22 protein-coding genes are annotated in these 24,171 nt (G+C 66.4%); 12 read left to right on the forward strand and 10 right to left on the reverse strand.

The window, feature by feature from the left end:
* Window positions 1–164 precede the first annotated feature (164 nt).
* The 4 genes from ACQ5SP_RS05640 to ACQ5SP_RS05655 all read left to right on the forward strand — a co-directional run bounded on the left by ACQ5SP_RS05640 (window position 165) and on the right by ACQ5SP_RS05655 (window position 6,707).
* Window positions 165–1,391, forward strand: coding sequence for an aconitase X (locus tag ACQ5SP_RS05640; protein ID WP_430937317.1), 1,227 nt, complete (start codon window positions 165–167; stop codon window positions 1,389–1,391).
* Window positions 1,391–1,807 carry an aconitase X swivel domain-containing protein gene (locus ACQ5SP_RS05645; protein ID WP_430937319.1) on the forward strand — a complete coding sequence of 139 codons (417 nt, stop codon included), beginning with the start codon at window positions 1,391–1,393 and terminating at the stop codon, window positions 1,805–1,807. Before ACQ5SP_RS05640 ends, ACQ5SP_RS05645 begins: the two co-directional genes overlap by 1 nt.
* Window positions 1,808–2,194: 387 nt before the next feature.
* On the forward strand, window positions 2,195–4,162 hold the full coding sequence (locus ACQ5SP_RS05650; protein WP_430937321.1) for a metallophosphoesterase family protein: 1,968 nt from the start codon (window positions 2,195–2,197) through the stop codon (window positions 4,160–4,162).
* A 223-nt stretch (window positions 4,163–4,385) separates the two neighbouring features.
* Entirely contained in the window at window positions 4,386–6,707 is a 2,322-nt protein-coding gene (locus ACQ5SP_RS05655) for a DUF3604 domain-containing protein (protein WP_430937323.1), read from the forward strand.
* A gap of 89 nt (window positions 6,708–6,796) precedes the next feature.
* On the opposite strand, the gene ACQ5SP_RS05660 is transcribed toward ACQ5SP_RS05655, so the two are convergent.
* Entirely contained in the window at window positions 6,797–7,444 is a 648-nt protein-coding gene (locus ACQ5SP_RS05660; RefSeq protein ID WP_430937325.1) for a DUF3047 domain-containing protein, read from the reverse strand.
* Window positions 7,445–7,557: 113 nt separating this feature from the next.
* On the opposite strand from ACQ5SP_RS05660, the gene ACQ5SP_RS05665 reads away from it, so the two are divergent.
* Window positions 7,558–9,249 carry an FMN-binding glutamate synthase family protein gene (locus tag ACQ5SP_RS05665; protein ID WP_430937327.1) on the forward strand — a complete coding sequence of 564 codons (1,692 nt, stop codon included), beginning with the start codon at window positions 7,558–7,560 and terminating at the stop codon, window positions 9,247–9,249.
* Between the two features lie 23 nt (window positions 9,250–9,272).
* On the opposite strand, the gene ACQ5SP_RS05670 is transcribed toward ACQ5SP_RS05665, so the two are convergent.
* The 9 genes from ACQ5SP_RS05670 to ACQ5SP_RS05710 all read right to left on the reverse strand — a co-directional run bounded on the left by ACQ5SP_RS05670 (window position 9,273) and on the right by ACQ5SP_RS05710 (window position 17,988).
* Complete coding sequence (locus tag ACQ5SP_RS05670) at window positions 9,273–9,476, reverse strand: YgaP-like transmembrane domain (RefSeq protein WP_430937329.1); 204 nt, start codon at window positions 9,474–9,476, stop codon at window positions 9,273–9,275.
* Window positions 9,477–9,595: 119 nt separating this feature from the next.
* Window positions 9,596–11,458 carry an extracellular solute-binding protein gene (locus ACQ5SP_RS05675; RefSeq protein WP_430937331.1) on the reverse strand — a complete coding sequence of 621 codons (1,863 nt, stop codon included), beginning with the start codon at window positions 11,456–11,458 and terminating at the stop codon, window positions 9,596–9,598.
* A gap of 82 nt (window positions 11,459–11,540) precedes the next feature.
* Window positions 11,541–12,506, reverse strand: coding sequence for an ABC transporter ATP-binding protein (locus tag ACQ5SP_RS05680; RefSeq protein ID WP_430937333.1), 966 nt, complete (start codon window positions 12,504–12,506; stop codon window positions 11,541–11,543).
* Window positions 12,503–13,507 (reverse strand): ABC transporter ATP-binding protein, encoded by a 1,005-nt coding sequence (locus tag ACQ5SP_RS05685; RefSeq protein WP_430937335.1) that lies wholly within the window; start codon window positions 13,505–13,507, stop codon window positions 12,503–12,505. Before ACQ5SP_RS05685 ends, ACQ5SP_RS05680 begins: the two co-directional genes overlap by 4 nt.
* Window positions 13,504–14,460, reverse strand: a complete 957-nt coding sequence (locus ACQ5SP_RS05690; protein WP_430937337.1) for an ABC transporter permease — start codon at window positions 14,458–14,460, stop codon at window positions 13,504–13,506. The genes ACQ5SP_RS05685 and ACQ5SP_RS05690 overlap by 4 nt, the downstream gene beginning before the upstream one ends.
* On the reverse strand, window positions 14,457–15,446 hold the full coding sequence (locus tag ACQ5SP_RS05695) for an ABC transporter permease (protein ID WP_430937339.1): 990 nt from the start codon (window positions 15,444–15,446) through the stop codon (window positions 14,457–14,459). The genes ACQ5SP_RS05690 and ACQ5SP_RS05695 overlap by 4 nt, the downstream gene beginning before the upstream one ends.
* 82 nt (window positions 15,447–15,528) lie before the next feature.
* Window positions 15,529–17,106 (reverse strand): ABC transporter substrate-binding protein, encoded by a 1,578-nt coding sequence (locus ACQ5SP_RS05700; RefSeq protein WP_430937341.1) that lies wholly within the window; start codon window positions 17,104–17,106, stop codon window positions 15,529–15,531.
* A gap of 304 nt (window positions 17,107–17,410) precedes the next feature.
* Entirely contained in the window at window positions 17,411–17,605 is a 195-nt protein-coding gene (locus ACQ5SP_RS05705; protein WP_430937343.1) for a hypothetical protein, read from the reverse strand.
* Between the two features lie 155 nt (window positions 17,606–17,760).
* Window positions 17,761–17,988 carry a hypothetical protein gene (locus tag ACQ5SP_RS05710; protein ID WP_430937345.1) on the reverse strand — a complete coding sequence of 76 codons (228 nt, stop codon included), beginning with the start codon at window positions 17,986–17,988 and terminating at the stop codon, window positions 17,761–17,763.
* 253 nt (window positions 17,989–18,241) lie between these two features.
* On the opposite strand from ACQ5SP_RS05710, the gene ACQ5SP_RS05715 reads away from it, so the two are divergent.
* The 7 genes from ACQ5SP_RS05715 to ACQ5SP_RS05745 are packed head-to-tail and all read left to right on the forward strand — an operon-like array spanning window position 18,242 to window position 24,168.
* The gene (locus ACQ5SP_RS05715) at window positions 18,242–18,949 is read left to right on the forward strand and encodes a succinate dehydrogenase/fumarate reductase iron-sulfur subunit (protein ID WP_430937347.1); all 708 of its coding nucleotides are present in this window, start codon (window positions 18,242–18,244) and stop codon (window positions 18,947–18,949) included.
* A gap of 3 nt (window positions 18,950–18,952) precedes the next feature.
* A complete protein-coding gene (locus ACQ5SP_RS05720) occupies window positions 18,953–19,285 on the forward strand; it encodes a succinate dehydrogenase (protein WP_430937349.1) in 333 nt (110 codons plus the stop codon).
* Window positions 19,282–19,629, forward strand: coding sequence for a succinate dehydrogenase, cytochrome b556 subunit (sdhC, locus tag ACQ5SP_RS05725; RefSeq protein ID WP_430937351.1), 348 nt, complete (start codon window positions 19,282–19,284; stop codon window positions 19,627–19,629). Before ACQ5SP_RS05720 ends, sdhC begins: the two co-directional genes overlap by 4 nt.
* Complete coding sequence (locus tag ACQ5SP_RS05730; protein ID WP_430937353.1) at window positions 19,629–21,377, forward strand: L-aspartate oxidase; 1,749 nt, start codon at window positions 19,629–19,631, stop codon at window positions 21,375–21,377. The genes sdhC and ACQ5SP_RS05730 overlap by 1 nt, the downstream gene beginning before the upstream one ends.
* Window positions 21,374–22,342: a fumarate hydratase gene (locus tag ACQ5SP_RS05735; protein WP_430937355.1), complete on the forward strand. Its 969-nt coding sequence runs from the start codon at window positions 21,374–21,376 to the stop codon at window positions 22,340–22,342. The genes ACQ5SP_RS05730 and ACQ5SP_RS05735 overlap by 4 nt, the downstream gene beginning before the upstream one ends.
* Window positions 22,306–22,983, forward strand: coding sequence for a fumarate hydratase C-terminal domain-containing protein (locus tag ACQ5SP_RS05740; RefSeq protein ID WP_430937357.1), 678 nt, complete (start codon window positions 22,306–22,308; stop codon window positions 22,981–22,983). The genes ACQ5SP_RS05735 and ACQ5SP_RS05740 overlap by 37 nt, the downstream gene beginning before the upstream one ends.
* A 3-nt stretch (window positions 22,984–22,986) precedes the next feature.
* Window positions 22,987–24,168, forward strand: a complete 1,182-nt coding sequence (locus tag ACQ5SP_RS05745; RefSeq protein ID WP_430937359.1) for a CaiB/BaiF CoA transferase family protein — start codon at window positions 22,987–22,989, stop codon at window positions 24,166–24,168.
* Window positions 24,169–24,171: the final 3 nt, after the last annotated feature.

Raw genomic sequence — 24,171 nt, forward strand, 5'->3', positions numbered from 1 at the left:
AGCCCGATGGTTGCCGCGCCGGGAACGAGACGGCGGCCTTCCGAAAAAGGCCCTTCCATACCGTCCGGATATCTGGCTTGTTGACGGAAAACCTTCACGTCCGTCGTCGGGAAAAGTTCCGTCCACGCGGCGCCAAGGTTTATCACAAGGGAGGACTCCGATCGATGCGCCTTACGGACGAAGAGCAGGCAATGCTCGCGGGTGAATTGGGCGAAGTGAAGCGTTGGGCATTGGATCACCAGGTGCAGGTGGGCCGGATGTTCGACGCCGAGGATCTGGTTCCAGTCAGCCAGGCTCACATCATGGGAGATCCCGAAGCCGTCGGTGTCGCCGGGGCGGCGTTTCTCGAGCGTCTCGCCAATCAGGGCGCCAGAACGGTGGTCCCGACGATCACGGACCCAAGAGGCGTGGACCTGAATTACTACAGCCCCATCGGTCAGACGGAGGAGATGGCTGAATTGGAGCGCCGCATCATCGCGGCCCTGACCGGGATGGGCGTCATGATGACGAACACCTGTATCAATTACCAAACGATCATGCCGCCAGTAGCCGGCGAACACGTGGCGTTCGGCGACACCGGCGTGGTGATTTATTCCAACTCCGCATGTGGCGCCCGTTCCAATTTTGAAGGAGGCCCGTCGGCTCTCGCGGCCGGGCTGACCGGCCGGACACCGCGTTACGGCTTGCACCTCGAGAAAAACCGGCAGGCAACCCGACGCTTCGTCGTCAGTGAACAGCCCAAGGATCTCACGGACTGGGGCACGCTCGGTGCGGTGGCTGGCAAGCTGAGCGGATCGTATTGGGAAGTTCCGGTCATAGAAGGGCTCGACGTGACACCAACCTCCGACCAGATGAAGCATTTGGGCGCGGCCATGGCGAGCTTTGGCTCGACGCCTCTCTTTCACCTGGTGGGAATTACGCCGGAAGCCCCGACGCTGTCTTCCGTGGGCGGGGACCGTCTCGAGCCCGAAAGCCTTTCGCCGGAGATGATGGACTCCATGCGATCGCGCTTCGGCGGGAAAGGCGACAAGGTCGACGTCGTCGTCTTCGCCGCACCTCAGCTCTCACTGGTTGAAGTCAAGCAGGTCGCGGAGCTCTGCGAGGGGAAAAACCTGTCGGTTCCACTCTATGTGTGCACCGCCCCGCAGGTATATCCCGATGCGGAGCGGATGGGCTTTGTAGAGAAGATTGAGGCTGCAGGCGGCAAGGTCCTCGTCGGAACCTGTTTCTACAACGGCTTCGCGCGGGAAATAGGCGAAGCGAACGGGTGGAAGCGGCTTCTGAGCAACTCGGCCAAGATCGTCAATATTCTCGGCGGCTACGGCTATGAGCCGGCGCTCGCGAATATGGAACAGTGTGTGGCTTCCGCAATCAGGGGGGAGATTGTCTGATGATCGTACTCAAGTGTCATGTCGGCATAGGGGAGAAGGTCGAGGGCGAAGCCCTGGTGGCGCCGGACAACTTTTCAGCACGCTACGATCTCGATCGAAAAAAAGGCGTGTTTTCACGCCCGGACCATGAACTGTTCGGCCAGAGTTACGACGGGAAGATCCTGGTGCACAACACCGCGAAGGGGGGCGTCGCCTCGGCCTGGATGCTCAATGAGATGAAAACACAGGGGATCACTCCCAAGGCCATCCTGTTCAACACGGCGAATACGATCCTGGCACAAGGCGCCGCATTGGCTGGTCTCGCCATGTGTGACCGTTTTGAAGATGGCGACGTCGTCGAACTGATACGGACTGGCGATCATCTCATCGTCGAGCCGGAGACCGGAACGGTCACGATAACAAACCGAGCCGAATGACGGATGCCGTCGCCGGGATCACGCTTGGGACGGCCTGACACCTTTGGGATCGGTTCTGCCGGATATCTGCCGGCCGGCCCCGAAACAACAGGGGCGGGGACCCGCCTGCGCGGGGCGATGCGGCACGGTCAAGAGATGCGCTTTCGGATCCCCGGCTGCGGACGCTTTCTGGCTCGTCGCACGGCGCGCATCGACCTCAAGATTTCCTGCAAACGGCCGCATTATAAAAGATAAAATGACTTTATGGGTAAGAATTAGTTCCTTTGTGTTAGGAGAAGTAACAATTTAGTCTGGAGCCTGAGCGAGGCGGGATCGTCGGCCGATGTCTTGGCGCGGCGTGTCGGGCAAACCACGGACCGCCTTCGCATCAGACATAAGCGAGGCAGTATGCCAACACAGCCCATCGGCGAGGTTCTGTTCAACGTTGCGATCGTCTCCGACACGCATGTGAACGAGAAGGAGGATTTCTCGGCGTCTCCGTACCCGGCCAACGCCGAGGCCAACCCGCGTGCAAGGTATGTGTTCTCCCAGGTCAACCAGATTGGGCCGGCGCTGACCATTCACCTCGGTGACATGGTCAACCCCGTTCCGGAACTGGCCAGCTACCCTGCTGCCGCGGAAAACTTCCACAATATCGCCAAAGGCTTGCAGTCACCACTTCACCTTGTTCCCGGCAACCATGATATCGGTGACAAACCGGTCAAGTGGATGCCGGCCGGGATGGTTAACAGCGATTTCATCGCGCTCTATCGCCAGCATTTCGGACAGGACTTTTACGCCGTTACACACCAGGGCTGTCATTTCGTGGTCATCAACGCGCCGTTGCTGAATTCCGGCGATCCCGCCGAGGCGGAACAGGCCGCCTGGCTGGAAGACTTTCTCGCGCGCCACGAGGGCGAGCGGATGTTTCTGTTCAGTCATTACCCGCCCTATATCAGCGATCCGGACGAACCGGGCAGCTATGACAATATCGAGGAGCCCGCCCGAAGCTGGTTCCTTGAGCTTTTGCGGCGCTACAAACCGGAAGCGCTGTTCAGCGCGCATGTCCACAATTTCTGGTACGACCGCATCGGCGAGACGGACTATTACATCACGCCGTCTACCTGCTTCGTCCGGCACGACTATTCCGAGATGTACCGGATTGACGGCGGTGACCAGAAAGGGCGCAACGATTCTGCCAAGCTTGGGTTCGTGACGCTCGAAATCCGTGAAAACGGCCATGTCGCGCAGTACCATCGGAGCTATGGCGCGACGTTGCCGCCGCAGGCCGAACCTGCACCTCCGGTTGCGCGGCGGCCGCATCTCAAGACCCAGGGACTGGACCATGTCTTCGTGGACCTTCGCCACGCCTGGGCCGAGGAACTGACGGTCGCACCCTCGGGGGCGGTGGACGAGTTCCGGCGAAAACGCGCCCGGAACGATTATCCGCTCATGGCGATGTGGGAGATGGCGCTCCGAGGGTTGCGCGTCCCGATCCAGGATCTCGCCGATGCGCGCATCGGGGGACGCATGGCCTTGATGGTGCGCATGGGGCATCGGTTTCAGGTCTATCTCTACGGGATGCCGGATGCCTCGGAACGCGCTTTGCTGACCGAGAATGCGGCGCTGATACAGCGTCTTGAGCTGATCCTGAACTGGGAAGAGGCGGATGATCTGGCCGATGACGTCGGTGCGCTGGCACGGGCGTCCGGCCTCCCGATCGTGCTGTCCCGTGTCAATCGCAAGGATCGGGCGAAGCATACCGGCGCACGCTTCAATCACCTCATCAGTCACGGGTTCACCCTGGCCGAAGCCGATGAGATCACGGCCTTTGAGGCGCGCCATCCCGGGGTGATCGGCGGCGCGCAGTTCACGATCCCACGCAGCGTGTCGCCATGGGAGGCGGCGCGAAACCTGCGTGATTTCGCCGGCCGGTCGGGACTCGCGCCCGTGCTCTACGTCAAATCGACCGAAGCCAGCCCCGCCGAGCCTTTCGAGGATCAGGTGGCGAATGCGAGACGGTTTGCCGAGGCTGCGATGTCGGGGCTGGGCTTTGGCATTGATGTCATCCTGGATACCCTCGACGACGTCGACCGAGGCTATTTCACGCGCACCGGATTGGTCGACCGCCGCTTCAACCCGCGGCTTGCCGGAGAGCTGATCGCGACCTTGGCGGTCGAAACGGCCGAAGGTGGCTGGGCGGCCGCCGCCGGCGATACGCCGGCATTGCAGAGAAGGGGCCGCCGGCTCTGGATAGCGGATGCGCGCGAAGCGGCGGATGGCCCCTGGATATGCCCGCGCAGCGGACGGCACCGAACCGCGTCCGAGCGGCCAAGGACCGAGTTGGTAATCCGCGTGGATGGTCCTGATGTCTAGCGGGCACCAAGCGCTTGCCAAAAGACCTTGCGCCGATGGCATTCCCCGCGCGCCTTCTCTTGATCGGCAGCGCCTTGAAAGGGGTTCCTTACACAATGGAGATCCGCGGATTTTCTCAAGTAATCGGATTTGGAAGAGCAATGAATGCGTTTCTTTTCCTGAAAACCGGAAAATCAGTTTCAGTTTGTAAGCGTATGATTCCATAAGCGAAAAAGAGGGGCCCATGTCCGATCCGAACTCGATGATGACACCGCTCGAAATGCATAACGGCACGTTGCGCACCCCGATCGATCCCAGCCTCCTGGGTACGGCGGTGCTCGACAAATCCGGCGCGTTCGAGGCGGGCAGTTATCAAAGCTTCACGCTGACCTATACCGCGGGCCGTTTCGGCATTGATGACAGTGGCAGCTTGCGGATCGTCTGGCGCTTTGCCACCGACCAGACAAACCCCCAGTTCGATGATCCCAAGGCACCGGGGTTCACCGAGGTTTTCGCGTCCAACAACGCCGTTCTCGAGGCGCGGTTTGACCCCAAGGGCAACATACGTCCATGGGACCGGACGCTTCAGATCAAGGTCGTCAAAGGCTTCATGAAGGAAGGCGACACGATCACCGTGCGCTTTGGCGTCACCGATCACGGATCGCCGGGGATGCGGTTGCAGACCTTCTGCGAAAACCGGTTTGAGTTTCGCGTTCTGGTCGACCCGATCGCGACCTACAATTTCCAGACGCTGCTTGAGCAACCAGCCATCTCGATCGTTCCCGGCGCCCCGGAGACCTGGGTCGCTGTCGTGCCCTCGACGATTGCCCGCGGCGAACCCTTCTCGCTCAAGATCAAATCCGAGGACAGTTGGGGCAATCCGACGAACAAGGCGGCGATGACGCTGTTGCCGAAGGCCAGCCAGCCGGTCGAGAACCTGCCGGAGACCCTTGAAATCCAGGAAGGTGATTTTGCCGCTGTCTTGCCCGGGCTGGTCGCCCACGAAAACGGCCCGTTGAGGATCACGCTTCACGCGCCGGACGGATCACTCGTGACGACGTGCAATCCCGCCAGGGTGACGGCCGCACCGGCGATCAAGAGCTACTGGGGCGATCTTCACGGTCAATCCGATGAGACCCTGGGTACCAACAGCGCGGCCGATTACTTCGCGTTCGGGCGTGACCGCGCCTTTCTGGATGCCTGCGCGCACCAGGGTAACGATTTCCAAATGACCGACACCTTTTGGAAGGATCTCAACAAGGTCACGGAACATTTCAATCAAGACGGAGAATTCGTCACGCTGCCCGGTTACGAATGGTCGGGCAACACGGCTTTGGGCGGTGACCGCAATGTTTTCTTCCCGGTCGAGGGGCGTACGATGCGACGCTCTTCGCATGCCCTGATCGAGGATCAAAGCGACATCGGCACAGATTGCCACACCGCCGGTGAACTGTTCGAAGCCTTTGCCGAAAACGGGGAATGGGATGTCATCTGTTTTGCCCATTGTGGCGGCCGGTATGCCGACATCACGATGGCACATGATGGCAGGTTCGAAAAATCCGTCGAGGTTCATTCCGCATGGGGCACATTTGAGTGGATCGTGCAGGATGCCTTCAAGAGCGGCTACCGTGTCGGGATCATCGGCAATTCGGATGGTCACAAGGGGCGGCCCGGCGCCAGCTATCCCGGCGCGGGGTGGTTCGGTGCGGTCGGCGGTCTGACGTGCTTTTTGATGCCTGATCTGACCCGGAAGGGGTTGATCGAGTGCATCAACAGGCGACATCACTATGCCACCACCGGCGGCCCGAGCGGGCGCATCCGGTTGGATGTCAGGATGTCCTTTGATGAACAGGCGACGCTGTATCTCGAGGATCCCCTGTTGACCGAAGAATGCGCGACCGAGCCTTGTTCAGAGGCGATGATGGGTGACATCGTGCATCTTCCGTCGGGCGATGCTCACCTGACGATGAGCGTCGAGGCGGCGTCGCCCGTGCGCTGCATCGATATCTTCAACGGTCTCGATCATCTGGAATGCCACCGTCCCTATGCCGAAAGCGACCTGGGCGACCGCATCGGGGTTTTGTGGGAAGGGGCAGAATATCGCGGCCGTTTTCGCGCCGTGCCATGGGACGGTTCTGCGCATTTCGACGCGGCTGCCGTAACCTCCGCGCAAGCGGTGAACTTCTTCAATCGCGACAAGACACTTGATCTGCGCAGCCCCGCTGATCTGGCCTGGAAATCGGTAACCACGGGAAACCTGGCCGGGTTCATCGCGACGCTCGAGAACGGCAAATCGGGCAACATCGCGCTGGAAACGCCGTTGATAAAGGAAACGGTCGCATTGGGCGATATCGGCTACGAGGATACCGTGTTGGATGCATCGGGCGTCTTGCCGCGCGGCATTCGGCTGTTTCGGCTGCCCGATGAAAACCCTCATACCTGCGTCAGAATCGAGCGGACAGTGTCACCCGGGACGGGACGGGATAATCCGTTCTTCGTTCGCGTGACCCTCGAAGATGGAACCCAGGCCTGGTCCAGCCCGGTCTATGTTTTCCGGTCGCTGTAGGTCCGACGCCGGGAAACGGCCAGGATCTAGGCCCTGGATACCGACAACCTGACAGGTGGCGCCGAAAACCGGGCAACCGAGACCGCGGTCTATTCGATCCGCAAGCCGGAGAGCCGCGCGACGACCCGCGTTCCGCTGTCGTCGCTGTCGGAGGAGACCGCGATCCCCACGAGGCTGCCCGGCGCGCTGCCGAAGGCGCGCCGGTGGTCGCGGGCGAGATCGACCCGTTCCGCCGCCGTGCCGGTGCCGGCGGCGCGGCGGATCACGCTGCGCCCGCGCGGCCCGACATAGGGGCTGGGCAGGATCTCGCCCGGGTCATGGGCGCCGCCCCAGACATACATCAGCACCCGCGCTTCGGGCGCGTCGAGCAGGGCCCGGATGCTCTTGCCCGCGGCCGCGGCGGCCTGCTCGGGCGGCAGGAACACGAAATAAAGCGAGATGTTGCGATCGTCGCCGCCCTTCCGGGTCAGGTCGGTGGGCGGCACCGTCTCGTCGACACGCCAGCGCCACGACGCGGTGCGTCCCTGCCAGAAGCCGCTGGGCAGCGCCTTCCAGAGCAACGAGACCGTGCCGTCCGACCGGATCGCCAGGCTGTCGCCGTCCCGCCGGTAGCTGTTGCTCGAGAAGAGATTGAATTTCTGCTCGCGCCAGCCGTCGTCGAAAAGAACCGGGCTGGCGGCGGCGGGCGGGGCCGCCGCGGCGACGGCGGCGGCGAGGATGAATGATGCGATACGCATGGCGCCTCCTGATCCCGGTGACATAGTCTGTTCGGACCGGTGGTCGAGACATCTCTGCCGGCCGCGCGGCAGGCGCTTGGCCTCCGGCGGGCGCGGGGCTATGCTTCGCCCGGATGGCCCGTGCGGCCGCGACAGAGGAGATCCGCGATGCCCCATCTCGCCTCGCGCGGCGCGCGCCCCGTAGCCGGGGGGCTCCGGTCTTGAAACGCTTCGCGGTCTTCGGCGGGGCGGTCGCGCTGACACTGGTCTCGCTCGCCGGGCTTCTGCTCAGTGCCTGGTTCCTGGTGCCGCTGGCGCTCTTCGGGTTTCTCTCCGCGCTCGGCCTCTACGACGTGCTTCAGCGGTCGCACGCGATCCTGCGCAACTACCCGGTCCTTGGCCATATGCGGTTCCTCTTCGAGGGCATCCGCCCCGAGATCCGCCAGTACCTGATCGAGAGCGACGCGGATGAAGAGCCGTTCTCGCGCGACCAGCGCTCGCTCGTCTACCAGCGCGCCAAGGGCGTCGAGGACAAGCGTCCCTTCGGCAGCCGCCAGCGGGTCTACGACGCCGGCTATGAATGGCTGACGCATTCCTCGGTGCCGAAGACGGTCGCGGACCCGGATTTCCGCGTGACCATCGGCGGGCCGGATTGCCGCCAGCCCTACGCGGCCTCGATCTACAACATCTCGGCGATGAGCTTCGGCGCGCTGTCGGGCAACGCGATCCTGGCGCTCAACAAGGGCGCGAAGATGGGCGGTTTCGCCCATGACACGGGCGAGGGCGGTATCAGCCGCTATCACCGCGCGGGGGGCGGCGACCTGATCTACGAGGTCGGCTCGGGCTATTACGGTTGCCGCACGCCCGAGGGCCGTTTCGACCCGGACCGCTTTCGCGAACAGGCGGCCGATCCGCAGGTTCGGATGATCGAGCTGAAACTCAGCCAGGGCGCCAAGCCCGGCCATGGCGGCATGTTGCCGGCCGCCAAGATCACCCCCGAGATCGCCGAGGCGCGCGGCATCCCCATGGGGCAGGACTGCATCTCGCCCGCCGCGCATCCGGAGTTCTCGACGCCGGTCGAGATGATGGCGTTCATCGGCCGGCTGCGCGATCTGTCGGACGGCAAGCCGGTGGGCTTCAAGCTTTGCATCGGGCACCGGCGCGAGTTCATGTGCATGGTCCGCGCGATGCTCGAGACCGGGATCGTGCCGGATTTCATCGTCATCGACGGCAAGGAGGGCGGGACCGGCGCCGCCCCGGTGGAATTCGCCGATCACCTCGGCATGCCGCTGATCGAGGGGCTGACCTTCGCGCATAACACGCTGCGGGGGGCGGGGCTGCGCGACCGGGTCCGGATCGGCGCCTCGGGCAAGCTGGTCAGCTCGTTTACCATCCTGAAGGTCATGGCGCTGGGCGCGGACTGGGCCAATTCCGCCCGCGGCTTCATGTTCGCCATCGGCTGCATCCAGGCGCAGGCCTGCCACACGAATTGCTGCCCGGTCGGCGTGGCGACGCAGGATCCGCTGCGAGCCCGTGCGCTCGACGTGCCGGACAAGTCAGAGCGCGTGGCGCGGTTCCACGCCAACACGCTCCACGCCATCGCCGAGATGACCGGTGCGGCCGGCCTGGAGCATCCCGGCGAGTTCATGCCGCACCATCTGCTGATGCGCGAGGGCGACCGCGACATGGTCACGGGTGACGAGATCTACCCCTACATGCCCGAGGGTTTCCTGCTGCAGGAGGGCGGCGAGGACGACCGCTTCGGCTATCGCATGCGCTGGCGCCGCGCACGCGCCGACAGCTTCACCCCCTTCGACCTCTCCTGACCCGGCGCGCCCAGCCGGTCAGGTCAGGCGAAGCCGGGCTTCGACGGCAGCCCCATCTTCTTGAGCGTCATCACCACCGGGCAGATGCCGGTGAAAGAGGCCTGCACGAGATGCGCGCCGAGAAGACCCGTCACCCAGAGCCAGTTGATGTTGTGATAGGCGGCGAGCAGAACCGTCGCGAGAACGACGAGGCCCACCACCAGCAGGATGCTGCGTTCTACGGTCATGGATTTTCCCCCAATTCCAGCCAGTACGAGATCGATCACGTCACGAAAGGTCACCGGAACTGGCGCGAGGATAGCACGATACGGGCCAGATCCGAAGCCGCTCCGGGCCGGGGCAGGGGTCAGCGCAGGGCGCCGGCGGCCTTGAGCGCGTCGTATTTTTCCTGGTCCCACCACCAGTAGTCGATGCCGCGGTCATAGGGCGGTTTCTTGGCCGGTTTGCCGAACACGTCCCAGTAGGCGATCCAGTGCGAGCCCTTGTGCCAGTTGGGCACCCAGATGTGCTTGGCGCGCAGCACCCGGTCGAGTGCCTCGACCCGCGTCTCCAGCGTGCGGCGGTCGGGGGCGGCGATCACCTGTTCGATCAGCGCGTCCACGACCGGATCCTGCACCCCGGCGAGGTTCGGGCTGCCCTGTGCCGCGGCGCTTTCGCTGCCGAAGAGCGTGCGCAGCTCGATCGAGGGGCTGAGCGGCAGGATGAAGCGGCCGATCACCACGTCGTAATCGAACTCCTCCTGGCGCTGCTGCATCTGCGCGGGATCGACGCGGGTATAGATCGCGTTCACCCCGAGCCGCTTGAGATTGTCGATGAAGGGCAGGACGATCCGTTCGAACCCGGCGCTGGCCGAGACGAACTCCACGCGCAGGGTCTGGCCCTCGGCGTTGCGCAGCAGGCCCTCGGGGCCGGGGCGCCAGCCGGCCGCCTCCATCAGCCGCTTGCCCGCGCGCAGCGTGCCGCGATCGAGCCCGCGCTCGGGGCTCTGCACGGGCGGGGTGACGGCGGGCTCGGTGAAGACCCGCTCGGGCAGCTGGTCGCGGTAGGTCTCGAGCAGCGCCAGCTCGTCGCCCTCCGGCAGGCCCTCGGCCTGCATGCCGGAGTTTTCCCAGAAACTGTCGGTGCGTTCGTAAAGCCCGTAAAACAGCGTCCGGTTCGACCATTCGAAGTTGAACATCATCGCGATGGCCTCGCGCACCCGCGGGTCGGCGAATTGCGCCCGGCGCAGGTTCAGCCAGAAGCCTTGCGCGCCCGAGGGGCGATCGTCGGCGATTTCCTCGCGCAGAATCCAGCCCCGGTCGAGCGCGGGGAAGTCGTAATTCGTCGCCCAGAGCGCCGAGGTGAATTCCTCGTGGAAGAGGTATCCGCCGGTCTTGAAGGCCTCGAAGGCGCCCGTGTTGTCGGCGTAATACTCGTAGCGGACGCAGTCGAAATTGTCCTTCCCGACATTCACCGGCAGATCGGCGCCCCAGTAGTCTGGATTGCGGCAATAGGTGATCTGCCGCCCGGCATCGGCGCCGTCGACGACATATGGCCCCGAGCCCAGCGGCGGCTCCATCGTCGAGCGGGCGAATTCCACCGTCTCGTAGTAGTGCGCCGGCAGGACCGGGATCTGGCCCACATCGGCGATCAGGTCCCGCGTCGAGGCATCGTCGGCGAAGTCGATACGCACCTCGCGCGCCGAAAGCGCGGTGACGCGGGCCACGTCCTTCAGCCGGATCTGGTAGGTGGGCGCGCCCTGGGCCTGCAGGGTCTCGAGGGTAAAGACGACGTCCTCCGCCGTCACCGGTTCGCCGTCGGCGAAGCGGGCGCCGTCGCGCAGGCGGAAGATCACCCAGCTGCGGTCCTCGGGGTAGGTGATGGTCTCGGCCAGCAGGCCATAGACCGAGTCCGGCTCGTCGTGGGCGGGAACCAGCAGCGTGTCGTAGAGCCGCGCCAGCCCCTGCGCGGGTTCGCCTGCAAGGATGAAGGCGTTGAGGCTGTCGAAGGTTCGCGAGGCGCCGGTGCCGCGGAAGCTCATCGTCCCGCCCTTGGGCGCGTCGGGATTGACGTAGTCGAAATGCGGAAAGTCCGGCCCGTATTTCAGCCCGCCGAAGGCCGAGATCCCGTGGCGCGTCACGCTTTCGGTGTCGTCGGCCCAAAGCGGGGGGGCGGCCGCGAGCAGGGCGGCGAGGGTCAGGGAGGCGAATCTCCGGGCAAGCGTGGCCATGGCAGTCTCCGTCGCGGCTATGCGCAAAGGGTAGCACGCGCGCCGCGGTGGGAAAGCGCCTTTGCGCCAGGCCCCCGCGCGGTCACTCGGCGAGGTGGCAGGCCACGCGGGTGTCGCCGATGGTGCGCATCTCCGGGCGTTCGCGCGCGCAGCGTTCCGTCGCGATGGGGCAGCGCGGATGAAAGGCGCAGCCCGAGGGCGGGTTGATCGCGTCGGGGATCTCGCCCTGGGGCGGGTTCACCTCGCGGCCGAAGGCGTCCATGCGCGGGGCCGCGTCGAACAGCATCTGGGTATAGGGATGCTTCGGCTCGGTGAAGAGCCGGTCGCGCGGGGCCTCCTCGACCAGCCGGCCGAGATAGAGCACACCGATCCGGTCGGCCATGTGCTGGACCACCGTCAGGTCGTGGCTGATGAAGAGATAGGTCAGCCCCAATTCCTCGCGCAGGTCGCTCATCAGGTTCAGCACCTGTGCCTGCACCGACACGTCCAGCGCGGAGGTGGGTTCGTCGCAGACGATCACCCGCGGGTTGGAGGCGAGCGCGCGGGCGATGCAGATCCGCTGGCGTTGCCCGCCCGAGAACTCGTGCGGGAATTTCGACGCGTCATGGGCCGAGAGCCCCACCTGTTCCAGAAGCTTCTCGGCCAGGCCTTCGGTATCGCCGCCGCGGTGGCTCACCGGCTCGACGATGATGTCGCGCACCCGCCAGCGCGGGTTGAGCGAGGCATAGGGATCCTGGAAGATCATCTGCACGTCCGAGCGAATCCGGTCGACCTTGGCGGCATCCGGTTCATGGGACAGGTCGATGCCCTCGATCTCGACGCTGCCCCCGCTGGGCGACAGTAGCCCCACGACGATCTTGCCGATGGTCGACTTGCCCGACCCGCTCTCGCCCACCAGCGCGTAGACGGTCTTTTCCTCGACGTCGAAATCGACGTCGGAGACGGCGGTCAGGTAGGCCTTGGGCCGGCGTTCGAGAACGCGGTTCAGCCAGGGCTTGGAAACGTCGAAGATGCGCGTCAGCCCACGGACGGAAATCAGCGAGCTCATGCAGCGTTTTCCTCTTTCTCGGGGTCAAGGGGGAACCAGCAGGCCGCGCGGCCCCCGCAGGCCCCGAGGCTGGGGGCCGGCTCCTGGCGGCATTTCTCTTCAGCGCGGTCGCAGCGCGGATGGAAGGGGCAGCCCGTTGGCAGGGCGTTCAGCCGCGGCATGGCGCCCGGGATCTGGCGCAGCCGGCGGTGGCCGAGGCTCGCCCGCGGGGTGGAGGCCATGAGGCCGGCCGTATAGGGATGGCGCGCGGTCTCGACGACCTCCTGCACCGGGCCGAGTTCCACCAGCCGGCCGGCATACATCACCGCAACGCGGTCCGCGGCTTCGGCGATCACGCCCATGTCGTGGGTGACCAGCATCACCGCGACGCCCTTCTCGCGGCAGAGCCGCTTCAGCAGCGCGATGATCTGCGCCTGCACGCTGACGTCGAGCGCGGTGGTGGGCTCGTCCGCGATCACCAGGTCCGGCTCGGCGCAGAGCGCGAGCGCGATCACGACGCGCTGGCGCATGCCGCCCGAGAACTCGTGCGGGTAACTGTCGATGCGCGACCGCGCCGCCGGGATGCCGACCTCTTCGAGCGCGGCGATAGCCCGCTCCCGCGCCTTGGACTGCGAGACGTCCAGATGCTCGAGGATCGTCTCGGTCAGCTGGTCGCCGATGGTCAGCAGCGGGTTGAGCGAGGTCAGCGGGTCCTGGAAGATCATGCCGATCTTGTCGCCGCGGATATGGCGCATCTTGTCCCGCGGCAGACGGTCTATCCGCTGCCCGTTGAGGAGGATCTCGCCCCCGGCGATCCGCGCCGGCGGGTCCAGCAGCCCGATCACCGCGTTGCCGGTCATGGATTTGCCGGCGCCGGATTCGCCCACGACGCCCAGGATCTCGCCCCGGCGGATGTCGTAGCTGACGCCGTCGGTCGGGCGCAGGATGCCCGCGCGGGTGGGAATCTCGACCACGAGGTCGCGGACGGAAAGCACGGGGGGCGCGTCTGTGGTCTGGGTCATCTCAGCCTCGGGTTCAGCGCGTCGCGGAGCCAGTCGCCCAGCAGGTTGATCGAGAGCGCCAGCGCGAGCAGGGTGACGGCGGGGAAGAACAGGATCCACCACTCGCCCGAGAACATGAATTCCTGCCCGATGCGGATCAGGGTGCCCAGCGACGGCTTCGTCGGCGGCGCGCCCACGCCCAGGAAGCTGAGCGTCGCCTCGGCGATGATCGCCAGCGCCAGGCTGATCGTGGCGATCACCAGAACCGGGTTGAGCACATTGGGCAGGATATGGCGCAGCATGATCCCCGGGCCCGAGCGCCCGATCATCCGCGCGGCCTGCACGTATTCCTTGTTCTTCTCGACCAGCGTGGCGCCGCGCACCACGCGGGCGAACTGCACCCAGTCGCTCAGGCCGATCGCCAGGATCAGCACCCAGATCGCCATCTGGTCGCGGTATTCCGGCGGCGTGATGCCCTTGGCGATGCCGAAGATCAGCATCGCCACCAGGATCGCCGGGAAGGTCAGCTGCACATCGGCGATCCGCATGATGATCGTCTCGGTCCAGCCGCCGATATAGGCCGCCACCAGCCCGAGCGTGACGCCGATCACCATCGCCAGCAGCACCGCCGCGAACCCCACGAAGAGCGAGATCCGCATCCCGAACAGGATCGTCGAGAAGACGTCGCGGCCCTGGTCGTCGGTGCCCATCAGGAAGAACTCGCCGGTGAAGGCGTTGGCCTCGCCCGGGGGCGTGAAGCCGTTCATCAGGTTCAGCGTCGCCGGGTCGAAGGGATCGTGCGGCGCGATCAGCGGCGCGAAGACCGCCGCCAGCACCAGCGTCAGCACCACGAGGAAGCTGATCACCGCCACCGGCGCGCGGCGGAAGGAATAGGCGAAATCGCTGTCCCAGGCGCGCTTGAGCCGGCGCATGGCACGGGCCTCGCGCACGGGGCTGAGGGGGGTGTCGCTCATGTCGTCTTCCCCGATGTGCGGTCCACGCGCAGGCGCGGATCGATGGCGAAATAGAGCAGGTCGACGATCAGGTTGATGCCCACGAACATGACCGAGATCAGCATCAGGTAGGCGGCCATGACGGGAATGTCGACGAACTGGATCGCGTTGATGAACAAGAGTCCCACGCCCGGCCACTGGAACACCGTCTCGGTGATGATGGCGAAGGCGATGATCGAGCCGAGCTGCAGACCGGTGATGGTGATCACCGGCACCAGCGTGTTCTTCAGCGCGTGGTGGAAATTGATCGCGCGCTCGCGCAGCCCGCGGGCGCGGGCGAAGCGGATGTAATCCTGCCGCAGCACCTCGAGCATCTCGGTGCGCACCAGCCGCATGATCAGCGTCATCTGGTAGAGCCCCAGCGTGATCGCCGGCAGGATCAGCGCCTTCAGCCCGCTTTCGGTCAGGAAGCCCGTTGTCCACCATCCGCCGACGGAGGTGACCGCGCCGCGCCCGAAGGACGGCAGCCATCCGAGCTCGACCGAGAAGAGGTAGATCAGCAGGATCCCGATCAGGAAGGTCGGCAGCGACACGCCGACAAGGCTCAGCGTCATGATCGCGTTGGCCGCGACGCCGCGGCGCCGGATCGCCGTGAAGACACCCAGCCCGATCCCCGCCACCATGGCGAAGATCCCCGACACGAAGGCCAGTTCCAGCGTCGCCGGCAGGCGTTCGAGCAGGATGTCGCCGACCTCGCGGCCCTGGCGGTAGCTCAGCCCGAAATTGCCCTGCGCCGCCTGTTCGAGGAAGCGCCAGTACTGGACGGGGAAGGGCTGGTCGAGTCCCAGCGTCTCGCGCAGGCGCTCGATATCGGCCTGGGTGCGCTCCTGGCCCAGCATGTTATCGACCGGGTCGCCGACGAAGCGGAACATCGAGAAGGCCACGAGGCCCACGACGAGCAGCACGAGGACGGACTGGGCGACGCGTCGGATGATGTAGGCGAGCATGGCGGCTCCGTTACAGGACGGCGCCGCACCCCGGAACGGAGCACGGCGCCGGCGGGGCGGGCCCGTAGGCCCGGCCCATGCTTCAGTTCATGGTGAAGAACTTCATCTTCGGGTCGTCCTCGGGGCTGACATCGATGCCGACGGCATCCGTCATCCCCCAGTTCAGCACCTGGTGGTGGATCGGGATGTAGAGCTGCTCGTCCTGCACCACTTCCCAGATCGACTGGATGGTGGCGTTGCGCGCGTCGAGATCGGTCTCGGAGGCAAGGCTCACGATCATCTCGTCGAGCTCCGGGTTGGAGTAGCCGGTCCCGTTCCAGCTGCCGCGCTCGGAGCCGCGGGTGTGGACGAGGAAGTTGAAGATGTATTCCGAGTCGTAGGTCGGCACGCCCCAGCCCAGCATGTAGAAGTCGGTCTCGCCGTTGGTGATCAGCGGGAAGTGCTGCGCCTTGGGCTTGGCGTCGAGGTTCACGGTCACCCCGATCTGGGCCAGCATGCCGACGGCCGCCTGGCAGATCGCCTCGTCGTTAATGTAGCGATCGTTCGGGCAGTCGAGCTGGATCGAGAACCCGTCGCCGTAGCCCGCCTCTGCCATCAGCGCCTTGGCGGCGTCGATGTCGGTGGTCGCCTGGTCCATCTCTTCCGACCAGCCGTTGACGAAGGGCGGCGCGATCATGCCCGCGGGCTGCGACTGCCCGCGCATCACCACCTGCTGGATGGCCTCGCGGTTGATGGCCATCGACATGGCCTTGCGCACGCGCACGTCCGCCAGCGGGTTCGCGCCCTCGACGTCGTCATTGGCGATGTCGTCGGCGCCCATGTTCATGCCGAAGAAGATGACCCGGTTCTGCGGCGCGGTCTTGACGACCAGCCCCTCGGTGTCGGCCACGCGGCCGAGGTCCTGCACCGGCACGTCCTGGATGAAGTCCACCTCGCCGGAGAGCAGCGCGGCGACGCGGGTCGCGGCGTTCTGGATCGGGGTGTAGACGATCTCGGTCACGTCCAGCGGGAACTGGTCCATGCCCCAGTAATCTTCGTTCTGGGTGAGCACGGTCTTCACGTCCGGCTCGCGCGAGACGAGCTTGTAGGCACCGGTGCCGTTGGTGTTGGTGGAAGCGAAGGTCGTCTCGCCCGCCTCGACCTGCTGCACGTCGACCGCGCCATTGGCCTCCGCCCAGCCCTTGTCCATCATGAACAGGTTGGTGAGGTTCGAGGGCAGGATCGGGTTCGGCCCGTCGGTCACGAATTCCACGGTGTGATCGCCCACCGCGCGCACCTCGGTGATCGAGGAGAGCAGCTCCTTCATGTTGGAGTTCTCGGATTTCGCGCGGTTGATCGAGAAGACCACGTCCTCGGCGGTGAAAGCGGCGCCGTCATGGAAGGTGACGCCCTGGCGCAGGTTGAACACCCAGACGTTCGGATCGCCGTCCTTGGGCGCCCAGTCGGTGGCGAGCGCGGCCTGGAAGGCCCCGGTCATGTCGCGGATGATCAGGGGCTCGTACATCTGGTGGGCCAGCGTGTGCGTCGGGCCCTCGTTCTGGGCATGCGGGTCGAGCGTGAGCGAATCGCCCGCGCGCGCCCAGCGCAGCGTTTCGGCCGGGGCGCCGATCGCGGTGGTCGCGAGCAGCGCGGCGGCAAGAAGGCCGGTCGTCGGTTTCATAGGCTAGGTCTCCCTGTTGTAGCGGCCCCGGTTCGCGGGGGCCGTTCGACTGTGACGCTAGATTAACAGCACCGTGCCGACGGGCAAGGGATCGCTGCACCCGTGGCAACGCGTGGACGCAATGCCGTAGCGTCAGCCCGCGGGCGCGGCCCTCCGCGCCGCGCGCCGGGGCGGGCAGGGCGCGGGCCAGGCCACGGCGCATCACGGCCGCGGCGACGGGCTAACGGGGCCTGATCCAATGGTTTTTCCGGGCGCGTCGACAGGGGCCGCGCGGGGGCGGCCGGGTCCGGGCGCGCGGCCGGTCTCAGTTCTCGGCGTGCCGGGTCACCCAGAGCTTCACCGCGTCACGGGACGCGCCGTGGATTTCCCATTCGTCGAGCGGCAGGTGCCCCACCTCGTGTGGCGACACCGCCCGCGGCACCGCGTTGGGACGGGCCATCCAGAGCCAGGCGAGCGCGCCGTTCTCTTCGGTTTCCGCAATCAGCAGCTTCTTTTCCATCGCGATCCTCGTCTCTGCCAGGCGGGCGCGTTCCCCAACGCGGACCGGGCAGCATAGCGGCGGATAGGAAAGTGTTGTCGATGCCGGACGTCCAAGGCAAGCATCTTCTGCCTTGCCGCCCCGCGGCGCGGCGTCCCGCCCCGGGGCAAGGGGCCTCAGGCGGTGCCGGAAATCTCGTCGCGCAGCGCGTCGCAGAGCGCGTCCCGGTCAAGGCCTTCCGCGGCGAGCGCGGCGTCGGACGCGGCGAGCAGGCGCGCGCGATCGGCCAGCCGGGCGGCACGCAGAACGCCGTCGAACAACCCGGCAATCGCCGCGGCGGCGGCGGCCAGCGGGGCCAGGACGGGGGCGTCGTGCTGCAGGGGGGTGCGGTCGATGAGGGCCATGTGTCTCTCCGGTCTGTCTTTGACCCGTTACATACGCGTATGCCGCGCTGCAGCAACAGCCGGCGGCGCAAAGTCGCTATGCGCCCTCTGCATGGCTTCGCAGCAAGCCATGCAATCCGCGCCGTTGTGAAAGCAAATATGACGCTACGGGTAAGAATTAGTTCCGTTGTGTTAGGGAATGTAACGAATTAGTCTGTAGGGCGACGCAAAAATGGGAAATGCGGTCGATATCGTGGCAGAGCGTGAAACGCATATGACGGTCCGCGTGTGGCGCGGGCAGGGCGACCAGGGGAGATACGAGTCCTTCGAGGTGCCCGAGCGCGAAAACCAGACCATTCTCGACGTGGTGACCTGGATCCAGCAGAACGCCGATCCCTCGCTCTCCTATCGGTACGCCTGCCGGGTCGGGATGTGCGGCTCCTGCGCGATGACGGTCAACGGCAAGCCGCGCTGGACCTGCCGCACCCATGTCCAGAAGGTGCTCGACGGCGGCATCCTGGAAATCGCGCCGCTGCGGAACATGCCGGTCATCAAGGACCTGGCCGCGGACATGAGCGGGTTCTTCGACAAGTGGGTGGCGGCCGAGGGCGTCTTTCATCCCACCGCGACCCGCACCCACGAGATCCCGAAGATCGACCCGCGCGAGGAAAAGCGCGTCGAGATCGACAACGCCATCGAATGCATCAATTGCGGGATCTGCTACGCTGCCTGCGACGTGGTGGCGGCGAACCCCGATTACCTCGGCCCGGCGGCGCTGAACCGGGCCTGGACGCTGGTCAACGATCAGAAGGACGGCGCGCGCGACGCGCGGCTCGCCGCGGTCTCGGGCGGCGGCGGCTGCCATAACTGCCATTCGCAGCAGGGCTGCGTGCAGCACTGCCCGAACGAACTGAACCCGACCGCCTCGATCGCCGGGCTCAAGCGCGAGACGGCCAAGTCCTTCTTCAAGTGGAGGCGCTGAGCGATGCTGGATCTCCGGCTCTACATGCTGCAACGGATCACCGCCATCCTGATGGCACCGCTGGTGCTGACCCATATCGCGGTGATGGTCTACGCGATACAGGGCGGGCTTTCGGCGGCCGAGATCCTCGGGCGCACGCAGGGTTCGCTCGGCTGGGCGGCGTTCTACGGGCTGTTCGTCGCGGCGGTCTCGGTCCATGCCGCGATCGGCCTGCGCGCCATCCTGCACGAGATGGCGGGGCTGCGCGGCACGGGGCTGGCGATCTTCACCTGGGCCGCGGGGCTGGGGCTCTTCGCGATGGGGGCACGGGCGGTCTACGCCGTGACGGCGGCATGAGCCTGGCGCGGACCCACAGGTCGCACCCGCTTTGGTATGCCTACGCGCTGCACCGCGTCTCGGGGCTGCTGCTGGCGCTGTTCCTGCCGCTGCATTTCTGGGTGCTCTCCTTCGCGCTGACCGACCCGGCGCGGCTGGACGGGTTCCTGCACTGGGCCGATCTGCCCGCGGTGAAGCTGGCCGAGTTCGGCCTCGTCTTCCTGCTGGCGGTGCACATGTTCGGCGGGCTGCGGCTGATCGCGCTCGAATTCCTGCCCTGGTCGGGGCGCCAGAAGGCCTATGCGGCGGCGGCCGCGGCGCTGGCCTTCCTCGTCGCGGGGCTCTTCCTTCTGAGGGCCGTCTGATGCAGATCGAACGCCACGACACCGATATCCTTATCCTTGGCACCGGGGGCGCCGGGCTCTTCGCCGCGCTCCACGCGCAGCAGGCCGCGCCCGAGCAGAAGATCACCATCGCGGTGAAGGGGCTGATCGGGAAATGCGGCTGCACCCGCATGGTGCAGGGCGGCTACAACGTGGCCGTCGGCACCGGCGATTCGGTCGAGCGGCATTTCATGGACACGATCAAGGGCGGCAAGTGGCTGCCCGACCAGGACATGGCCTGGAAACTCTGCAAGACCGCCGTCGAGCGGATCACGGAGCTGGAAAACGAGATCGGCTGCTTCTTCGACCGCAACCCGGACGGCACGCTGCACCAGAAGGCCTTTGCCGGGCAGACCGCCGACCGGACCGTGCACAAGGGCGACCTGACCGGTATCGAGATCATCAGCCGCCTGATGGAACAGGTTCTCGCCCGCCCGGTCGAGAAGCTCGAGGAACATCGCGCCATCGGCCTGATCCCCGCCAAGGGCGGCGAGGGCCTGGCCGGGGTGCTCTTCATCGACATGCGGCGCGGCGCCTTCCGCTTCGTCCGGGCCAAGACGGTGCTGATGGCCACGGGGGGCGGGCCGACCATGTACCGCTATCACACCCCCTCGGGCGACAAGACGATGGACGGGCTGGCCATGGCGCTGCGCCTCGGCCTGCCGCTGCGCGACATGGAGATGGTGCAGTTCCATCCCACCGGGCTTCTGGCCGGGCTGGGCACCCGGATGACCGGCACCGTTCTGGAAGAGGGCCTGCGTGGCGCCGGCGGCTACCTGCTGAACGGCGACGGGCAGCGCTTCATGTTCGACTACGACGATCACGGCGAACGGGCGACGCGCGACGTGGTCAGCCGCGGCATGTATGCCGAGATGCGCGCCGGCCGCACCACGCCGAATGGCGGGGTCTACATCTCGATGGCCCATCTCGGCCCCGACAAGGTCGCCAGCCAGTTCAAGGGCATGGTCAAGCGCTGCGCCGATTGCGGCTTCGACCTGGCTGGCGGCCGGGTCGAGGTGGTGCCGACGGCGCATTACTTCATGGGCGGCGTCGTGGTCGACCCCGAGACGCGCACCGCCATTCCCGGGCTCTACGTCGCGGGCGAGGATGCGGGCGGCGCGCATGGCTCCAACCGGCTGGGCGGCAACGGGGTGGCGAACTCGACCGTCTATGGCGGTGTCGCGGGCGACGTGATGGCGGCGGACGCCCGCGCCATGACGTCGCTGCGCACGCCCGACGAGGCCGTGCTCGAGGCCGAGATCGCCCGCGCCCGTCATCCGCTCACCCGCAAGGCGCAGCCGATCCAGCCGTTGCGCGAGGCGCTGATGGACGCGATGTGGGAAGACGTGGGCGTCCTGCGCGACGCCGAGGGCCTGAAGCGCGGCGCCGCGCGCGTGGCCGAGATCGGCGCCGAGCTGAAGGAGATCGGCGTCGCCGACGACAACCTGGCCTTCAACCTCACCTGGCACGACTGGCTGAACCTGCAGAGCCTGGTGGAGATTTCCGACGTTATCGCGCGCGCCGCGCTCTGGCGCGAGAATTCCCGCGGCGCCCATTACCGCGAGGACTTCCCCGAGACGGGCGACCTGGAAAGCTCCTACTTCACCGTGGCGCGGCAGGTTGACGGCGAGACCGAGGTCACCCGCGAGGCGGTCGAGTTCAGCATCGTCCGCCCGGGCGAGACCCTGCTGAAAGAGGACGAGGCCGAAACACTGGTGGCAGCACAATGATACCCATAGACACGATCCAGACGACCGCCGAGTCCCTGATGGACAAGGCCGCGATCGAGATTCCCGACGATTACCTGACCGGGTTGCAGGCCGCGGCGGCCGACGAGGAGGGCGACCTGTCCTCCTTCGTGCTCCAGGCGATGCTGGAGAATTACGAGGCCGCCAAGGAGGACCGCCGCGCCATGTGCGGCGACACCGGCTGCCCGCGCTGGTACGTCAAGATGAGCAACGACGCCCGCGTCGAGGGCGGCCCGATCGCGCTGGAAGAGGCGCTCCGCCGGGCCACGGCCAACGCCACCAACGGCGTGCCGCTGCGCCCGAACCGGGTGCACCCGCTCTGGCGCACCGACCACGACAACAACGTCGGTATCAACGCCCCCGAGATCGAATACGGTTTCGAGCCGGAACCCGAAGGCGAGTGGATCGACCTCATCACGGTGCACAAGGGCGGGCTTTTCGGCACCGATTACCGCATGCTGTTCCCCTCCGACGGGATCGAGGGGATCAAGCGCTTCTACCTCGACAGCCTCGTGGCCTTCGGCAAGCGCGGGCTGGCCTGCCAGCCGGCGATCATCGGCATCGGGCTCGGGGGCTCAAAGGACACCTGCATGGTGCTCGGCAAGCGCGCGGCCTGCCTGCGCACCGTGGGCGACCGCAACCCCGACCCCGAGATCGCCAAGCTGGAAGAGGAGTTCAAGGAACTCGGCAATTCCATCGGCATGGGCGCGATGGGCTTCGTCGGCAAGAACATGGTGATCGATTGCCATATCGAGGTCGGCTACTGCCATACCGGCGGCATGCAGATGAGCGTCCACGCTTTCTGCCTGTCCTCGCGCCGCGCGGTGGCGCGGATCCACGCCGACGGGCGGGTGGAATACCGCACCGATCCGCAGTGGTTCACCGATTATCAACGCAGGGAGACGGTCGCATGGCAGCCGACGGAAAGCCAAAGCAAATCCGCCTGAGCACCAACCCCTCGCGGGAAGAGCTCGAAAAGCTCAGCATCGGCGACATCGTCTATCTCGACGGCACGGTCTACACAGGGCGCGAGGGCGTCTACAAGCGCGCCCTCGAGGAGGGCGAACCGCTGCCGCTGGACCTGCCGGCCGAAAGCGCGGCGAATTTCCACTGCTCGCCCGCCGCGACCCAGGACGATGACGGCAACGTCAAGATGGGCGCGGTGACGGCCACGGCCTCGTTCCGCTTCAGCAAGTGGATCGGGGCTTGGTTCCAGAAATCCGGCGCCAGGCTGATCCTCGGCAAGGGCGGCATGAGCGCCAAGGACTACCGCGAGCATTTCGTGCCCAACGGCGCGATCTACCTGACGACGGTGGGCTACGGGACTGGCGCGCTGCTCGGGCGCGGGGTGAAGGGCGTGAAGGCCGTCCACTGGCGCAAGGAACTGGGCCTCGCCCAGGCGATGTGGGTGATCGAGGTGGAAAATTTCGGGCCGTTCATCGTCGAGAGCGATCTCGAGGGCAACAGCCTCTTCGAGCGCGAGAACGCCCGCATCGCCGAGAATCTCGACAAGGTCTACGAGGGCACCCGCCCGGCCGTTCTGAAACGCTTCGGCGAGACCGACGACCGCTCCGACGAGCTGATCTGAGCCATGGCGGGGGCGCCGCCGCTCGACGGAATCCGGGTGCTGGACCTGAGCCATGTCCTGGCAGGCCCCTTCGCGACCTACCAGCTCGCCCTGCTCGGTGCCGAGGTGACCCGCATCGAGCATCCCGACGGCACCGATTTCGTGCGCCGCCACGGCGGCACCGAGGCGATGAAGGCCGCGGGGCTCGGGGCGTCCTTCCTCAGCCAGAACGCGGGCAAGCGGTCGGTCGCGCTCGATCTCAAGACCGCGGCCGGGCGCGATGCCTGCCTGCGGCTCGCCGCGGGCGCCGACGTGGTGATGGAAAACTTCCGCCCCGGCGTGGTGGACCGGCTCGGCGTCGGCTTCGAGGCGGTGCGCGCGGTCCGCCCCGATATCGTCTATTGCAGCCTGACGGGCTACGGCCAGGACGGCCCGCTCGCCGGCGCGCCGGCCTATGACCATATCCTTCAGGGCATCTCCGGCATGATGGCGATGACCGGGACCGCGGAAAGCGGTCCGCTGCGCGTGGGGTTCCCGATCGTCGACTACATCGCCGGGCAGCAGGCGGCGCTCGGCATCCTGGCGGCGCTCCACCGGCGGCGGGCCGGGCAGGGCGGGGCGCAGTATCTCGGCGTGCCGATGCTCGACAGTCTCGTGGCGATGATGGCGGCCTATGCGGTGCACTGGCAGACCACCGGGACGCTGCGCGGGCTCGAGGGCAACCGCGCCTTTTCCGACAGCCCGTTCTCGGGCGTCTTCGACACCGCCGACGGCCAGCTCGTCATCACCGCGAACACGGCGCCGCAGGCCCGCCGCCTGTCCGAGGCGCTGGGCCTGCCGGACCTGCCCGGCGCGCCCGAGGCCGAGATCGCCGCCGCCCTGCGCGCGGCGTTCCAGGCGCGCGATGCCGCGGCCTGGGAGGCCCGCCTGGCGGCGGTCCATGTGCCGGCCGCAAAGCTGCGCACGCTGGCCGAGATCCTCGCCCATCCGCAGATGCGGGCGGGCGGGCTGATGCGGTCGATGCCCGTGCCGGAACTGGGGATGGAGGTCGCGGTTCCGGGCAGCCCGGTGCAGACCGACGCCTGGGAGACGCCCGCGCCCGCGCCCGCGCCGACGCTTGGCCGCGACACCGAGGCCGTGCTGCTCGAGGCGGGCTTCAGCGCCGCCGAGATCGCCGCGCTGCGGGCGGAGGGTGCGCTGGGCTGAGGC

Origin of the sequence: Rhodovulum sp. YNF3179 (assembly GCF_050586465.1) — a bacterium.
In the GTDB taxonomy this organism is placed as follows: Bacteria; Pseudomonadota; Alphaproteobacteria; order Rhodobacterales; family Rhodobacteraceae; genus CAJXYS01.

Excerpts from the sequence above, each read along its gene's own strand:
- ACQ5SP_RS05705 (WP_430937343.1), bottom strand. The coding sequence starts at position 17,605 with ATGGAAAAGAAGCTGCTGATTGCGGAAACCGAAGAGAACGGCGCGCTC.
- ACQ5SP_RS05720 (WP_430937349.1), top strand. The coding sequence starts at position 18,953 with ATGCTGGATCTCCGGCTCTACATGCTGCAACGGATCACCGCCATCCTG.
- ACQ5SP_RS05710 (WP_430937345.1), bottom strand. The coding sequence starts at position 17,988 with ATGGCCCTCATCGACCGCACCCCCCTGCAGCACGACGCCCCCGTCCTG.
- ACQ5SP_RS05690 (WP_430937337.1), bottom strand. The coding sequence starts at position 14,460 with ATGAGCGACACCCCCCTCAGCCCCGTGCGCGAGGCCCGTGCCATGCGC.
- ACQ5SP_RS05670 (WP_430937329.1), bottom strand. The coding sequence starts at position 9,476 with ATGACCGTAGAACGCAGCATCCTGCTGGTGGTGGGCCTCGTCGTTCTC.
- ACQ5SP_RS05685 (WP_430937335.1), bottom strand. The coding sequence starts at position 13,507 with ATGACCCAGACCACAGACGCGCCCCCCGTGCTTTCCGTCCGCGACCTC.
- ACQ5SP_RS05715 (WP_430937347.1), top strand. The coding sequence starts at position 18,242 with ATGACGGTCCGCGTGTGGCGCGGGCAGGGCGACCAGGGGAGATACGAG.
- ACQ5SP_RS05730 (WP_430937353.1), top strand. The coding sequence starts at position 19,629 with ATGCAGATCGAACGCCACGACACCGATATCCTTATCCTTGGCACCGGG.
- ACQ5SP_RS05655 (WP_430937323.1), top strand. The coding sequence starts at position 4,386 with ATGTCCGATCCGAACTCGATGATGACACCGCTCGAAATGCATAACGGC.
- sdhC (WP_430937351.1), top strand. The coding sequence starts at position 19,282 with ATGAGCCTGGCGCGGACCCACAGGTCGCACCCGCTTTGGTATGCCTAC.
- ACQ5SP_RS05735 (WP_430937355.1), top strand. The coding sequence starts at position 21,374 with ATGATACCCATAGACACGATCCAGACGACCGCCGAGTCCCTGATGGAC.
- ACQ5SP_RS05665 (WP_430937327.1), top strand. The coding sequence starts at position 7,558 with ATGGCCCGTGCGGCCGCGACAGAGGAGATCCGCGATGCCCCATCTCGC.
- ACQ5SP_RS05660 (WP_430937325.1), bottom strand. The coding sequence starts at position 7,444 with ATGCGTATCGCATCATTCATCCTCGCCGCCGCCGTCGCCGCGGCGGCC.
- ACQ5SP_RS05640 (WP_430937317.1), top strand. The coding sequence starts at position 165 with ATGCGCCTTACGGACGAAGAGCAGGCAATGCTCGCGGGTGAATTGGGC.
- ACQ5SP_RS05680 (WP_430937333.1), bottom strand. The coding sequence starts at position 12,506 with ATGAGCTCGCTGATTTCCGTCCGTGGGCTGACGCGCATCTTCGACGTT.
- ACQ5SP_RS05645 (WP_430937319.1), top strand. The coding sequence starts at position 1,391 with ATGATCGTACTCAAGTGTCATGTCGGCATAGGGGAGAAGGTCGAGGGC.
- ACQ5SP_RS05650 (WP_430937321.1), top strand. The coding sequence starts at position 2,195 with ATGCCAACACAGCCCATCGGCGAGGTTCTGTTCAACGTTGCGATCGTC.
- ACQ5SP_RS05740 (WP_430937357.1), top strand. The coding sequence starts at position 22,306 with ATGGCAGCCGACGGAAAGCCAAAGCAAATCCGCCTGAGCACCAACCCC.
- ACQ5SP_RS05700 (WP_430937341.1), bottom strand. The coding sequence starts at position 17,106 with ATGAAACCGACGACCGGCCTTCTTGCCGCCGCGCTGCTCGCGACCACC.
- ACQ5SP_RS05695 (WP_430937339.1), bottom strand. The coding sequence starts at position 15,446 with ATGCTCGCCTACATCATCCGACGCGTCGCCCAGTCCGTCCTCGTGCTG.
- ACQ5SP_RS05745 (WP_430937359.1), top strand. The coding sequence starts at position 22,987 with ATGGCGGGGGCGCCGCCGCTCGACGGAATCCGGGTGCTGGACCTGAGC.
- ACQ5SP_RS05675 (WP_430937331.1), bottom strand. The coding sequence starts at position 11,458 with ATGGCCACGCTTGCCCGGAGATTCGCCTCCCTGACCCTCGCCGCCCTG.